The following is a 13,370-nucleotide window of genomic DNA, read 5'->3' as shown; positions in this document are numbered from 1 at the left end:
TTCGGCGGTTTTAGCACAGCGAGAAACCTCGAATCGACTGCTTTTATCTCCTGGATTTTCAGTAGATATTCGGTTTATGGATCCTTTAGATTATAGTAAGGTTTCCGTTATTTCTGGAACTACTTCTGCCATTTTTAACTCCCCAGAAGAGATTACCACATCTAAGCTGAAAACTAAACTCAATTCGCAACTCAACTATGAGTTTATTACATCTGCATACGACTATGAAAAGCAAGTATTAAAAGCCGATAACCTGCAAAGACCATTTTCCTCCCGATTTTCTTCGGTTTACAACACGGCGAATATATTAGAAACTTCAGAAGATTTTTTAATCGTTTTTTGTTTAAGAACAAAACCTGTCTACGAGCGCCAATTGGCTAACCAACCTCTTTCTGATACATTTAGAGATGCGGTAGTTAGATTAGGAAGAGATATTTCGCCTCAAGGCTTTATATCAAAATTTGGTACGCATTACAGCACACAGGTAACGTATGGCGGAAAATTTATAAGTAAAAATGCAATACGTCGGCAGGATTTTGTAGAGTCACCATACACCGAAAATGAATTTAAAGCTGCCGTTTTAAAATCCATTACGCAACAGCAACAGAATACCACAATTACAGATCCATACATCCACCTAGCACCGGCGCAATATTATACACAAGGAGGAGCAACCACCGAAATGTGGGACGAACGCTGGGAACAAACCGTAAATTCTGAAAATGCTGAAGTCATAGATGCACAATTTGTTGAAATTACGAACTTATTAACCGAGACAAACTTTCCTGATATAGAAGATATCGAACTAAAGAGAAAAAGTTTGCAAGAAGCAATTGAAACCGCCAGACTTAAATCGGTTTCCTGGCAAACAAAAATGCGTCCTACCGAGTTTTTTAAAAAATATTCGCTTCAGTTTACTCAGAAAATAGGAAAGCTAATCAAACAGCGGGTAGGTACCGAAGAGCAAGATGCTAAAAGTTATATAGGCGATTTATTCTTCGGAAGTTTTAATGAGCACGGGGAACCTATGAAAACGACACCACTCATCGATTATAATGGGATTGATCTTAATACACTTCTAACTGAAGAAGAAATTAATGTAAATAAGCTTCTTGAATTTACCATCTCTCCGGAAGAATTGAAAAATGCCTATGTAAGTGTTTGGGACGATACTCAAAAGCTGGTAAAAGGAGCCAACAGAACAACCTTATTTATATCGGGTAACGAGGAGGCTCGTACCTATTTCAGAGAGGCTCTTGTAAAACCAGTTTATAAAGAGGTGACGATTACTACCATTGATAAGGACGTTTTTAAAGTGGCATATAGCCTCGAATTGGTAAAAACAAAAAAGAATCTTCAATCTCTGGCGAGTGGATATAATTACTCATTAGATTCTGAATTGATTGCAGCGGCTGCAAGTGGAGACACTGCAAATCTTGAAAAATTGTATTTCAAAGGAGCATCTCGTAGAACTGATGGTGTTGTAAAAGCGATTATTCAAAATTTTGAAACTGCAGATCTATTAAATCTCGTATTTGATTTTGGTGTAATCCCGAGTACAGATGATCTGGATTTGGCATTTGATCCCGATTATTTTGCTAAGGAAAAAGTAATTGCATTGCTAGAGCGGGGAGCGGTGCCTAAAAATAATATGATTTATAAAGCTGTCGCATATCAAGAGCCCGAAGTTATACACGCGCTTCTGAGAACAGGAGCAAAATCGGTTAATAATGATGTCGCTTTTGCTGCTAAGTCGAATAATTATCAAGTGATTAAAGCTTTGATGTCTTTAGATTATGAAGGTTTTGTTGCTGAAGAAAATATGCTAGCAATCGCCGTGGCAAATGGAGATGAAGAACTAACTAAAAAATTTATTGATTATGGGGCTTCTGCAAATCCGGAGATTTTAAAACTCGCACTTGATGCAGATAGTCCGCAGATTTTAGATCTGGTAAAAGCTGTTTCAAAGAATTCTTCTCAAGTTTTTGAAGTGGTTGCTGCTTCTAATGATGAGGTGCTATTCGATTATTTTGCAAATCAGGGAGCCGTAACTATTACAAATGAGGTCTTAACTACGGCAATATCAAATAACAATATCAATATACTTAAGCAGGCTTTAGATTCTGGAGGTTCGGTAGCATTTGCTTTAAACCAAGCGCTGAAACTGAATAATATTGACGCCATTCGTTTAAGTCTGAAAAAAGGTGGAGCTGCAGATAGTGTTTTTGAATATGCAGCATCAAATAATGATTTTGAGCTTTATAAAGAGCTTATCGAAAAATATAAGGGCGACAGTCAGCTGGCTTTAACTACTGCAGTTTCCTTAGATAAACTAGAATTTGCGAGGTATATACTAGCAGGTAAAGAACATAAGGTAGAGCTAGATACTTCAATGGATTTGGCCGTTAAAAATGAAAATATCGATATGCTGCAATTATTAACTTCTGAAGGTGGTAATCCGCAAACAGTTGTAGAAGCAGCAGTCAAAACGGGGAATGTTAAAATTTTAGAATATCTCATCGGTCAAGGTGTAAATACCACAGATGCTTCTTTAATTAAAAGTGCAGCAGCTGCTAAAAACAAGGAGCTGGTGGCACTATTATTAGCTACAAAGCAGGTTGATATAAATCTGGTACTTACAGATTTAATTAAGTTGCAGAGTCCAGAGATTATTGAGGATGCCCTTAAACAAGAAGTAAGGGTTAGCAAAGAAAACCTAGAACTAGCTATTGCATTAGACAATGAGCGCATAGTTGCTCAATTATTAGAGCAGACTGAACCTTCTGTTTTAAGTGAACGTCTTCTTTCAAAAACAATTGAAAAAGATATGAATGTAGCTGTAGACTTCTTAATAGAAAGGCTTGACAATCCCGATTTTGCGTTTAGAGCTGCTTTTCAATATAAAAACAAAAATGCCTTGCAAATCGCATTACGCCGAGGTGCCACTGTCCAGGAGTCTGATCTAATGGAAGCGGCAAAGTTTCATTTTAATGATGCCATCCCTGTATTACTTAAACAAAATTTACCCGCAAGTATTACCGATATGGAGGGCAATACCTTATTACATATTATTAGCTATCGCTACGATTCGGGAGATGAAAATCTGCTTGATTTGCTAATTGCATCAGGGATTAATATAAATGCTAAAAATAAGATTGGGGAAACTCCACTGCACTGGGCTGTCAAAGCCGGAATGTCTAATGAGATTCTTATAAAGAAACTTATAGAAAACGGAGCTTTACCCGAGGCAGAAACCGTATCTAGTAGATCGGTCACAGATTATGCCGAGACAAAAGAAGTGCGTCAGTTATTAAAACGATTAGAATTGCGTTAGCAATCGCTGAGCGCAACGTTTACCGCCAGACCGCCTTCACTTGTTTCCTTATACTTAGAATTCATATCTTTTGCTGTTTGCCACATTGTTTCAATCACTTTATCAAGGGGCACTTTAGCATTTTTAGCATCTGTATCTAAAGCCATTTCACAAGCGTTGATCGCTTTAATTGCTCCCATAGCGTTGCGCTCAATACAGGGTATTTGTACCAGACCGCCTATGGGATCACAAGTTAATCCCAGATGATGTTCCATAGCAATCTCGCTAGCCATCAAAACTTGTTCTGGAGAACCTCCCATTAGCTCGGTGAGTGCTCCCGCAGCCATTGCGCTTGAAACTCCTATTTCTGCCTGGCAGCCTCCCATAGCGGCTGAGATAGTTGCACCTTTTTTGAATAAGCTTCCTATTTCTGCAGCCACTAGCATAAACTGCTTGACATCTTCAAAATCTGCATCGTGATTTTCGATTACCAGATAATACATCATTACTGCAGGGATTACTCCGGCGCTACCATTTGTAGGCGCTGTAACCACGCGACCTAAAGAGGCATTTACCTCATTTACTGCCAGTGCAAAACAAGATACCCATTTAAGAATTTGTCTAAATTTAACTTCTGTACCGCGTATGCACTCAATCCATTCTTCAGCGTTTGTATATTGGCTTTCTCCTATTAAGGTTTTGTGTGTATCAAAAGCTCTTCGACGTACATTGAGTCCGCCCGGTAAGATACCTTCAGTATGGCAACCGGTATACATCGAGTCGAGCATAACTTCCCAGATTTTTTGTAATCCCTCATTAATTTGCTCTTCGCTGGCCAGCGACTTTTCGTTTTCCCAAACGATCTCCGATATCTTTTTGTTTTCGGCTTTGCAATAAGCAAGTAGCTCGAGACCACTTTCTACAGGAAACGGAAACTGCTTAAGTTGCTCCTGCTTGATTTTTGAACGTTTACGCTCTTCTTGCACTACAAATCCGCCACCTATAGAATAAAAGGTATCCGATGTTTTCTTTCCTGATGCTAATAATGCTCTAAATGTTATACCATTAGGATGAAACTCTTTAAATTTTCTATTGAAAATAATTCCGCTATCAGGGCTAAAATTCAGGGTGCGTTCTCTATTAAATTGAATTTGTCCGGTTGCAGTAATACGATCAATTACCGTGTTGATTTCAGCAATAGGAAACGTCTTAGGGTCTAAACCTTCCAGACCTAAAAGTACAGCGATATCTGTCGCGTGACCCTTACCGGTTAGGGTTAACGATCCATATAATTCAACCGTAATTTGTACGACATTGTCGAATTTATTTTTCTGTTTTAATTTTTCAATCCATCTCAAAGCAGCGCGCCAAGGACCTAATGTGTGCGAACTCGATGGTCCCACACCTATTTTTAACATGTCGAAAACGCTGATACTCTCAATTTTACGCATACCTGAAATTTGGGCTAAATATATAATATTTAGAAGAGCTTAAAAGTTTAGTTCGACCAACTTAATTAACACGGATAAAATCCAATTAATTGGAAATATTCCATAATTTTGCGATCTATGGAATTTGAAAGTATACATAAAATTAAACGTCCCGATAAAACACATAAAGCCGGGAGTTCTGAACAAACCGGATTTCCGAGTCCGGCGACGCATTATCTTGAAAGTACAATAGATTTAAATCTCATTCTTACCCGTAATCGGGATGCTACTTTTTTTATACGAATTCAAGGTGATGGGTGGCGGGAACATATGATTTGCAATCGCGATGTTCTTATTATTGATCGCTCATTACCTGCAACTGCTGGTAAGCTAGCTGTTATTGTAAAAGATGGAGATTTTACAGTAGCCCGTATAGCCAAAGATAGTTTTAAGGATTCTGATACGGTGCTGTGGGGAGTAGTTACCTATATAATACATGCTGTATAATGATAGCACTGGTAGATTGTAATAGTTTTTATGCATCCTGCGAACAGGTTTTTAGACCTGATTTGTGGGGAAAGCCGGTAGTGGTATTAAGTAATAATGACGGGTGCGTTATTGCAGCAAATAAAGAAGCTAAAGCGCTTACTCAAATCCCTATGTTTGAACCGGTATTTAAGATTAAGCAATTACTTATTGATCACGATGTCTCTTTTTTCTCCTCTAATTATACGTTGTACGGAGAGATGTCTCAGCGGGTGATGAATACGCTAAAACAATTTTCACCGCAGGTAGAAATTTACAGTATCGATGAGTCTTTTATAGATCTTGCCAATATGCGTTTTGTAAATTTAGACGCCCACGGGCATCATATAAAAAACACCATATTTAGAAATACTGGTCTACCGGTAGGAGTAGGGATCGCGCCAACAAAAGTGTTAGCAAAGTTGGCAAACCGTATGTCAAAAAAAATAGCTCATTACAAGCACGTATGTGTTCTAGATACACCTGAAGCCTGTAAGCAGGCTTTAAAAGATGCCGAGATTAAAGACGTGTGGGGAATAGGTAAAAAACATTGTCAACGATTAAATAACCGAGGCATTTTTACCGCTAACCAGTTCGCTTACGAAGTATCTCTTGAATGGGTGCGTAAAAATATGACAGTAGTAGGGGAGCGCATTTGGCGAGAATTGCGAGGAGAACCCTGTCTAAGTTTAGAAATGCTTCCGAAGGCCAAAAAAGCAATAGGTACAGCAAAGTCATTTGGTAATAAACTTACCGATTTGGGACTTATAGAAGAAGCTTGTGCGTATTATATAAGTGAGGTTAGTGAAGTACTACGGAAACAGAACTCCTGTGCCCAATTTATACAGGTATTTTTACAAACCAATTATCATAGTGACCGGGATGCGCAATACTCAAATAGCATAACAGTAACCTTATCCACAGCAACAAACGATACTTTTATTCTAACCCTTGAGGCTACCAAAGCTTTGCGAACTATTTATAAGTCTGGGTATCGATATAAAAAGGTAGGAGTAAATCTTAGCGGACTCATACCGCAAGAATTTGTACAGATGAATATATTTGATTCAGTAAATCCCCAAGAGCGGTCTGCGCTTATGCAAACCGTAGATAAGCTCAATCAGAAGTATGGTAAATCTACAGTAAACTCCGGTCTTGTAGGAAACCGGCAAGAAAAGTGGGAGCTTATTAAAAAAGACCGTAGCCCCAGATATACCACGCAATGGTCAGAATTACTCGCAATTGATTCTAACTGGTCTTAGCTAGTAGGCTTAGTGAGCTAAAAGCAGCATCGAGATTGGGATTGCATTATTCATACTGTGCATGGCAATTGACCAGCCCAGATGTTTGTTTTTAATCTTTATATATCCAAATATGAAGCCTGCGACGATGCGGGGAACAATTAATAAGAATAGCGGAATATTGAGGGTAAAGGTCTCTACATAATTAGTAATATGAACAAGTCCAAAAAGAATCGAGGTCAAAATCCAGATAGGAATATACCAGCTTGTAATTTTACTACGCAGATGTCTTGCTTTAAATGGGTTTATTAATTGAGTACCTATATAAGTAAGACACGCCAGAACTACGGCCAAAAAACTTACTTTAAAAAACCAATGCACATCTGGAGGGATGTAGGTGCCGGCAATAAAAACCGGCCAGGCTGCAATAAAAAGTACCAGATCTGTATGAGAAGGCTTAATTAAAGATCTAAACATAAGCTCTTCGATAACCGGTGCAACGAGAATAATCATAATACCAGCGCGCAAAGGATTTGATTGCAGTAAATTCTGAAGTTGGCTTTGTTGATAATCGGTTTGAGAAAATTGCGGATACAGTTTGACAAGCAGCAATCGAAGGAGACCAAGAAGGATATAAATACCAAAAAGGAGAATGAGACTTCTAGTAAAAATTTTAGTTTTTGCGGTCATTAAGATTTTTGAATAATTCTAATTGTTGCCTTGTTTACAAATGTAGGTTAGAAGTAATTAATAGCTGCAAGAGGGATAGCAATGTAAATCCTGTCGCTCTTTTTGCGACAGATTGCAATGTATAGCCCGACAGTAATGCGCGGTTTGGCAAAATTACTGTCTTGCCCTAAATAAAATTATGACAGGTTGACAGTGTTAATCTAGTGGCACAAAGATTGACTTTAACAGCCTGAATAAAATTAATAACACTTAAAATTATATATAATGAGTAAGATCATAGGAATTGATTTAGGTACAACAAACTCCTGTGTTGCCGTGATGGAAGGTAACGAGCCTGTTGTTATACCTAATGCAGAAGGTAAAAGAACAACTCCTTCTGTGATAGCATTTGTTGAAGGCGGTGAAATCAAAGTAGGTGACCCTGCAAAAAGACAAGCTGTTACTAACCCAACCAAAACGATATCTTCTATTAAACGTTTTATGGGTAACAAATTTTCTGAGTCTAATAGAGAATTAGAGAATGTTGCTTATGGCGTAAAGAAAGGTGATAACGATACTCCACGTGTTGATATTGACGGTCGTCTTTATACTCCACAAGAATTATCTGCAATGATTCTTCAAAAAATGAAGAAAACTGCAGAAGACTATTTAGGTCACGAAGTGACTGGAGCTGTTATTACAGTACCTGCATACTTTAATGATTCTCAGCGTCAAGCTACAAAAGAAGCTGGTGAGATCGCTGGTCTTAAAGTAGAGCGTATAATTAACGAGCCTACGGCTGCTGCATTAGCTTACGGTCTTGACAAGAAAAGTACAGATCAAAAGATCGTAGTATTTGACTTTGGTGGTGGTACGCATGACGTTTCTATCTTAGAGTTAGGTGACGGTGTATTTGAAGTACTTGCAACTGATGGTGATACGCATTTAGGTGGTGATGATGTTGATAGCAAAATCATCAACTGGTTAGCAGAAGAGTTTAAGTCTGAAGAAGATATGGATCTTCGTAAAGACCCAATGGCACTTCAACGTTTAAAAGAAGCTGCTGAGAAAGCAAAAATTGAGCTTTCTTCATCTAACCAAACAGAAATTAACTTGCCATATGTAACGGCTACTGCTAGTGGACCTAAGCATTTAGTACGCACATTAACACGTTCTAAGTATGAGCAGTTAATAGACGATTTAGTAAAGAGAACTATTGCTCCTTGTGAAACTGCTCTTAAAGCTGCAGGTCTTTCTAAGAGTGACATCGATGAGATTATCTTAGTAGGTGGTTCTACACGTATTCCTGCTGTACAGGAAGCTGTTGAGAAGTTCTTCGGAAAGAAACCAAGTAAAGGTGTAAACCCTGATGAGGTTGTTGCTGTAGGTGCTGCTATACAAGGTGGTGTATTAACTGGTGACGTTAAGGATGTACTTTTATTAGATGTAACTCCACTTTCTTTAGGTATTGAAACTATGGGTGGTGTTATGACAAAATTAATTGAGTCTAATACAACTATCCCTACTAAGAAGTCACAAGTATTCTCTACTGCTGCAGACAATCAACCAAGTGTTGAGATTCACGTATTGCAAGGAGAGCGCCCAATGGCAAATGATAACAAGACTATAGGTCGTTTTCACTTAGATGGAATTCCACCAGCACAAAGAGGTACTCCTCAAATCGAAGTTATCTTTGATATTGATGCTAACGGTATTATTAAAGTAAGTGCAGAAGATAAAGCAACTGGTAAGAAACAAGATATTCGTATCGAAGCTTCTTCAGGACTTACAGAAGAGGAAATTAAAAAGATGAAAGCAGATGCTGAAGCAAATGCAGAGTCTGATAAGAAAGCTAAAGAAAAAGTAGACAAACTTAACGAGGCAGACCAGATGGTTTTCCAAACTGAGAAATTGTTGAAAGATTCTGGTGATAAATTATCTGCAGATAACAAAACCAAAATTGAAGGTGCTTTAGAAGACTTGAAAAAAGCTCACGCCACTGGTGAATTAGAGCAAGTAACTCCTGCTTTAGATAATCTAAACGAGATCTGGAAGTCTGCTTCTGAAGAGATTTATAAAGCTCAGGCTGAAGGTGGTGCACAACCAGGTCCTGATGCAGGTCAACCAGCTGGAGACAGCGCTGATGGTTCTTCTGCGAGTGATGTAGAAGATGTAGATTTTGAAGAGGTTAAATAATCTGTAACCTTAAGATTAAATACCTCCAGAGTTTCTCTGGTTATTAATACTCAAAAACCCGATGCATTGGCATCGGGTTTTTTTATGGCTCAAATTTACAATTGAAGTTGTTGAGCTAACTTGTTTACAGGATGAATTATATACCGAGATTTATGAAGGTACAACTTACTCACAGTCTACCTCGATGTATTCTGCTGTAGATTCATCATATTGAAGACAATTAGTATCTAGAAGCACCATAGCGTTATCTACCACTTTGTAGGTTGAATTAATTATGCTTGTACCTGCGCAGCATTGATTATGCTCATAGATACGTTTTAATTCAGGATCAAATTCTAAGGACATACCACTAAAGTTACTGATGCTGTATGTTTCTGAATTGGGATCTTTAAGAATGTAAATTCTGGAAGTATTCGCCCCGGCATAACTGGCTTCAAATACTGAAAAATCTTGTAGCCCGTCAAAATTATAATCTTCAACTTGCAAATTATCTATTCCGAGTAGTTGACAATCGAGACTAAGGGTTTGAATTAATTTATCGGTACGCTTTTGAAAAATTTTTACTGCTTTAACACGCGCATAGAATTCGTTTTTCTCTTTCTTCGTGACCAGTTTAAAATAATGGTTTGCAGTAGTTGTGGGCTGAATAAATTCTCTGGAAAACCATTGAATATCTGTTCCAGAATCTATACTAAAATCTTTCTTCAGAAAAATTTTATAATGTTGAGAATGATCTGCATTTATCCAATCACCAATGAGATTCTTTGTGGACGTATTATAATTTCTGAAAGTTAATGTAGCTGCTATAGCACCTAAATTATCGTATTCAAAAAGTTTTAAATTACCCTGATCTAGGTATCCATCTATGTTGATAGGAGAATCATATTTATCGTAAGCGTAAAAGGCACGCGAATTTCCATCGGAATATTGGTGTAGAACAAGCTTAATAGGTGATTTACCTATTTTTCCCGAATAGGAAATTTGACAATTGACTTGTAAAGCAAAAAGGAGGGAAGCAATTAAAAATACTGTTTTCATAAACCTGTTTATCAAAGTGATCAATTTTGGTAACTACTAGATTGGGTTTCTTAAAACTCAATCTTATTTAACAGGTTCAAAATTATTTCAAAAGTCTGGAATTAGGAGTCAATTTCCTGTCGAAGCATGTCCAGCAATTTTTTAAGATTATTTTGAAATGTAACAAGTTCGGATTTCTCAAAAGCTGATTGAGAAAATAGGTTATGAATGTGTAGCGGAATCGTTTCCGCTTCATCTTTTAATTTTTCTCCTCTTGAAGTTAATGATACAATTACCGTTCGTTCATCTTGTGTAGAGCGCATTCTAACGATAAATTTCTTTTGTTCTAGACGTTTTAATAGGGGTGTAAGGGTATTAGATTCTAAAAACAAACGGGCACCAATTTCTTTGACAGAAATTTCTTTTTGCTCCCAAAGTACTAGTAAAACCAAATATTGGGGATAGGTTATATCCAAAGGCTTAAGGAGCGGACCATAAAGTTTTGTGGTAAGCCGGGAAGCCGCATATAGCGGAAAACATAATTGGTTCTCGAGCTTTAACTGTTCACAAGCTTGACTCATAGCTCGTTCTTTTGTCTTTTAATGAGGTAGGTGAGCGCTCTGGTTGACCATAGAGCCCATAAAATAAGTACGGGCTGAAAAAACAGTCGTATAAGTCGCTTGCGATCTGTATCCAGGCCAAAGGCACTAATCTCGTTTGTGTATTGTGAGATATTCCCCGGAAAAATTAAAATGTAAAATATAGCTAATACTATTCCTACTTTGATTTTATGCTTAAAAAGAAATATCATTGCTAGTCCCAGTGTAATTTCTACTACACCCGATGCAAGAACTACTATATCCATAAATAAAGGATCGTTTGGAAGCCACCGCGGTACTTGCGCCATAAACTCTTGCCTTTGAAAAGTTAAATGTCCTATACCTGCAAGAAGCATCAAACTTCCTAAAAGTATCCTTGCAAATTTCTGAAAAGCTGAAGTTTTACTATTCATATCGTAAAAGATTAAATCGTGCGCGATGTAAATTTATATCATTTATCTGTAACTCTATTTAGATTTCCTTCGATTTTAGCTCAATTCTGCAATGTGATAAACCTTCTCTTCTATTTAATCTCAGAAAAAATATTGGGCACTTATATCATAGCGCCATTCGCGTAAATAACCTGTCCTGAAATCCATTTTGAATCATCATTTGCAAGGAAAAGAACAACTTTAGCAATATCTAAAGGTTCGGCAATTCTATTAAAAGCACTCTTTGAACTTAGCTGATCAATAGTTTCCTGGGACTTTCCTTTATTAAATAATTCTGTGGCTGTAGGTCCTGGAGCAATGGCATTTACAGATATACCTCTTCCAATTTCATTAGAAAATACACGTGTCATCTGCTCAATAGCCGCTTTGGTACTCGAGTATAAAGCATATTTAGGTAGCATTAACTTGGTAGTGCTCGATGAAAAATTGATAATAATTCCATTATCAGCGAGCTTAGAATGAGCCTCCTGAAGTGTGTTGAAAACGCCGCGTACATTTATTTCAAATACTTTTGAAAAATCATCCTGTGTGTGGTCTTTCAGAAATTTATTATCCATAATCCCGGCATTATTTATCAAAACATCAATTTTACCGAATTCTGCTATGGTCTTATCAAATAGCATGGTCACCTGATCTCTCTGGCTCACATCAGCTTTAACAGCTATGGCACTGCCTCCATTTTTAGTTATATGTGCAACGGTCTTGTTTGCTTCCTTTTCACTACTTGAATAATTTACGACAACTTTAGCGCCATTTTCACTGAGTAAAATTGCTACTTCACGACCTATTCCACGAGATGCTCCCGTAATAAGAATTACTTTATCCTGTAACTTCATATTATTCTGTTTGATATTATTCTAATCTTAAACCTCTAATTTTCTATAAGAAATACGCAATTTAAATTCTTAATGGTACCTAACTTCCATTTTAAGTTTTGTTTATAATAGTAGTGTTAGCCTATATCATCTTTTTAACTAAAATACTTAGAGAAAGGTATAAGCAAATTACTCAAGGAAATCGTTGCTCATTTATTCCATTTATTTTAAAAACCAATTTATTTTAAAAAAGAGGCAGCTTAGAAATTAATTAAAAATATGGAGACCCTTAGTATAGGAGAATAATACAGATTCTCTTAATAATAGGAAATATAAAATCTGGCGTTTAGTTTATTGTATTTTTCTATTATATAAATAATATCTCTTTGACTCCCTTTTAAGGAGTTAAATTCTTGCAGAATAACCGAATTATCTTCAATTAAGGGTCGTATTTGATCCATTGAATCCTCTCTATTGTTTAGTCCGCCAAAATCATTTAAAATGATATCAGAATCATCTTTTGAAGTAAAAAATACAATTCCGTCTACTAGTTGATAAACTTTAATTCTACCATCTAGAATTCTCTTAACAAACCACTCATCGTAAATAGGGGCAATAATACAATCCCCATCTACACCATCAAGCGATCTAATAAATTTAATTTTTGCAGGATTAATACGGCTTTTACGACCATCTGCGGACTTTATTTTATATCCTACTTTTGCCGTGTTCAAGAGATTTAATGAACGTGATATTTCACCATAAATGGTGTCATTTTCATTGGTTACCATATATTCTTCCTGAGCTAAACAGTTTATAGAAGAACATAAGAAAAGTACGATCAAAAATGCAAGTGTTTTCAAATAGGTTTTTTGGTGATTTAATTTTCTTTATGCCAGATTAGTTGTGGCAAAGTGTTGTTTTCTAGTTTCGTTTTCATCTAGTTCGGTTATCAAACCTTTATTTTAATTAAGATAGTAAGATATAGTCTTATTCTTTACATATTTTCCCCGTCATTTGATGCTTTATTCCATTGAATACATAGTCAAGTCTATTTTTCACGAAGATTCATGTTGTACTTCTACTAAAGGTAGTGTACAAAAATAAAGCGGT

The 13,370-nt window shown here is 36.8% G+C and carries 11 protein-coding genes; 4 read left to right on the top strand and 7 right to left on the bottom strand.

Annotated features, from left to right (window positions below; all coding sequences use genetic code 11):
- The first annotated feature begins 76 nt into the window (after positions 1 to 76).
- Complete coding sequence (locus DSM00_RS13770; protein ID WP_128758557.1) at positions 77 to 3,334, top strand: ankyrin repeat domain-containing protein; 3,258 nt, start codon at positions 77 to 79, stop codon at positions 3,332 to 3,334.
- Here the strand turns inward: DSM00_RS13770 and DSM00_RS13765 are convergent.
- Positions 3,331 to 4,764, bottom strand: a complete 1,434-nt coding sequence (locus DSM00_RS13765) for an L-serine ammonia-lyase (RefSeq protein ID WP_128758556.1) — start codon at positions 4,762 to 4,764, stop codon at positions 3,331 to 3,333. The genes DSM00_RS13770 and DSM00_RS13765 overlap by 4 nt on opposite strands.
- A gap of 117 nt (positions 4,765 to 4,881) precedes the next feature.
- Here DSM00_RS13765 and DSM00_RS13760 point away from each other — a divergent pair, with 117 nt between their 5' ends.
- Positions 4,882 to 5,250 carry a S24 family peptidase gene (locus DSM00_RS13760; RefSeq protein ID WP_128758555.1) on the top strand — a complete coding sequence of 123 codons (369 nt, stop codon included), beginning with the start codon at positions 4,882 to 4,884 and terminating at the stop codon, positions 5,248 to 5,250.
- The gene (locus DSM00_RS13755; protein ID WP_128758554.1) at positions 5,250 to 6,530 is read left to right on the top strand and encodes a Y-family DNA polymerase; all 1,281 of its coding nucleotides are present in this window, start codon (positions 5,250 to 5,252) and stop codon (positions 6,528 to 6,530) included. Before DSM00_RS13760 ends, DSM00_RS13755 begins: the two co-directional genes overlap by 1 nt.
- Before the next feature lie 9 nt (positions 6,531 to 6,539).
- Here the strand turns inward: DSM00_RS13755 and DSM00_RS13750 are convergent, their stop codons facing one another.
- The gene (locus tag DSM00_RS13750) at positions 6,540 to 7,199 is read right to left on the bottom strand and encodes a CPBP family intramembrane glutamic endopeptidase (protein ID WP_128758553.1); all 660 of its coding nucleotides are present in this window, start codon (positions 7,197 to 7,199) and stop codon (positions 6,540 to 6,542) included.
- Between the two features lie 264 nt (positions 7,200 to 7,463).
- On the opposite strand from DSM00_RS13750, the gene dnaK reads away from it, so the two are divergent.
- Complete coding sequence (gene dnaK / locus DSM00_RS13745; protein ID WP_128758552.1) at positions 7,464 to 9,374, top strand: molecular chaperone DnaK; 1,911 nt, start codon at positions 7,464 to 7,466, stop codon at positions 9,372 to 9,374.
- Between the two features lie 165 nt (positions 9,375 to 9,539).
- Here dnaK and DSM00_RS13740 read toward each other — a convergent pair whose 3' ends face one another.
- From DSM00_RS13740 to DSM00_RS13720, 5 genes are all read right to left on the bottom strand, one after another.
- On the bottom strand, positions 9,540 to 10,412 hold the full coding sequence (locus tag DSM00_RS13740) for an XAC2610-related protein (RefSeq protein ID WP_128758551.1): 873 nt from the start codon (positions 10,410 to 10,412) through the stop codon (positions 9,540 to 9,542).
- Positions 10,413 to 10,513: 101 nt separating this feature from the next.
- Entirely contained in the window at positions 10,514 to 10,972 is a 459-nt protein-coding gene (locus DSM00_RS13735; RefSeq protein WP_128758550.1) for a MarR family winged helix-turn-helix transcriptional regulator, read from the bottom strand.
- Complete coding sequence (locus tag DSM00_RS13730) at positions 10,969 to 11,403, bottom strand: DoxX family protein (RefSeq protein WP_128758549.1); 435 nt, start codon at positions 11,401 to 11,403, stop codon at positions 10,969 to 10,971. The genes DSM00_RS13735 and DSM00_RS13730 overlap by 4 nt, the downstream gene beginning before the upstream one ends.
- Positions 11,404 to 11,543: 140 nt before the next feature.
- Positions 11,544 to 12,278, bottom strand: coding sequence for an SDR family oxidoreductase (locus tag DSM00_RS13725; RefSeq protein WP_128758548.1), 735 nt, complete (start codon positions 12,276 to 12,278; stop codon positions 11,544 to 11,546).
- A gap of 296 nt (positions 12,279 to 12,574) precedes the next feature.
- Positions 12,575 to 13,120, bottom strand: coding sequence for a hypothetical protein (locus tag DSM00_RS13720; protein ID WP_128758547.1), 546 nt, complete (start codon positions 13,118 to 13,120; stop codon positions 12,575 to 12,577).
- Positions 13,121 to 13,370 lie beyond the last annotated feature (250 nt).

This window comes from Leeuwenhoekiella aequorea, assembly GCF_004104375.1.
GTDB lineage: Bacteria > Bacteroidota > Bacteroidia > Flavobacteriales > Flavobacteriaceae > Leeuwenhoekiella > Leeuwenhoekiella aequorea.
The sequence above is the reverse complement of the archived record's forward strand: the minus strand, read 5'-3'. Positions and strand labels throughout refer to the sequence as shown.

Excerpts from the sequence above, each read along its gene's own strand:
- DSM00_RS13770 (WP_128758557.1), top strand. The coding sequence starts at position 77 with ATGGATCCTTTAGATTATAGTAAGGTTTCCGTTATTTCTGGAACTACT.
- DSM00_RS13765 (WP_128758556.1), bottom strand. The coding sequence starts at position 4,764 with ATGCGTAAAATTGAGAGTATCAGCGTTTTCGACATGTTAAAAATAGGT.
- DSM00_RS13760 (WP_128758555.1), top strand. The coding sequence starts at position 4,882 with ATGGAATTTGAAAGTATACATAAAATTAAACGTCCCGATAAAACACAT.
- DSM00_RS13755 (WP_128758554.1), top strand. The coding sequence starts at position 5,250 with ATGATAGCACTGGTAGATTGTAATAGTTTTTATGCATCCTGCGAACAG.
- DSM00_RS13750 (WP_128758553.1), bottom strand. The coding sequence starts at position 7,199 with ATGACCGCAAAAACTAAAATTTTTACTAGAAGTCTCATTCTCCTTTTT.
- dnaK (WP_128758552.1), top strand. The coding sequence starts at position 7,464 with ATGAGTAAGATCATAGGAATTGATTTAGGTACAACAAACTCCTGTGTT.
- DSM00_RS13740 (WP_128758551.1), bottom strand. The coding sequence starts at position 10,412 with ATGAAAACAGTATTTTTAATTGCTTCCCTCCTTTTTGCTTTACAAGTC.
- DSM00_RS13735 (WP_128758550.1), bottom strand. The coding sequence starts at position 10,972 with ATGAGTCAAGCTTGTGAACAGTTAAAGCTCGAGAACCAATTATGTTTT.
- DSM00_RS13730 (WP_128758549.1), bottom strand. The coding sequence starts at position 11,403 with ATGAATAGTAAAACTTCAGCTTTTCAGAAATTTGCAAGGATACTTTTA.
- DSM00_RS13725 (WP_128758548.1), bottom strand. The coding sequence starts at position 12,278 with ATGAAGTTACAGGATAAAGTAATTCTTATTACGGGAGCATCTCGTGGA.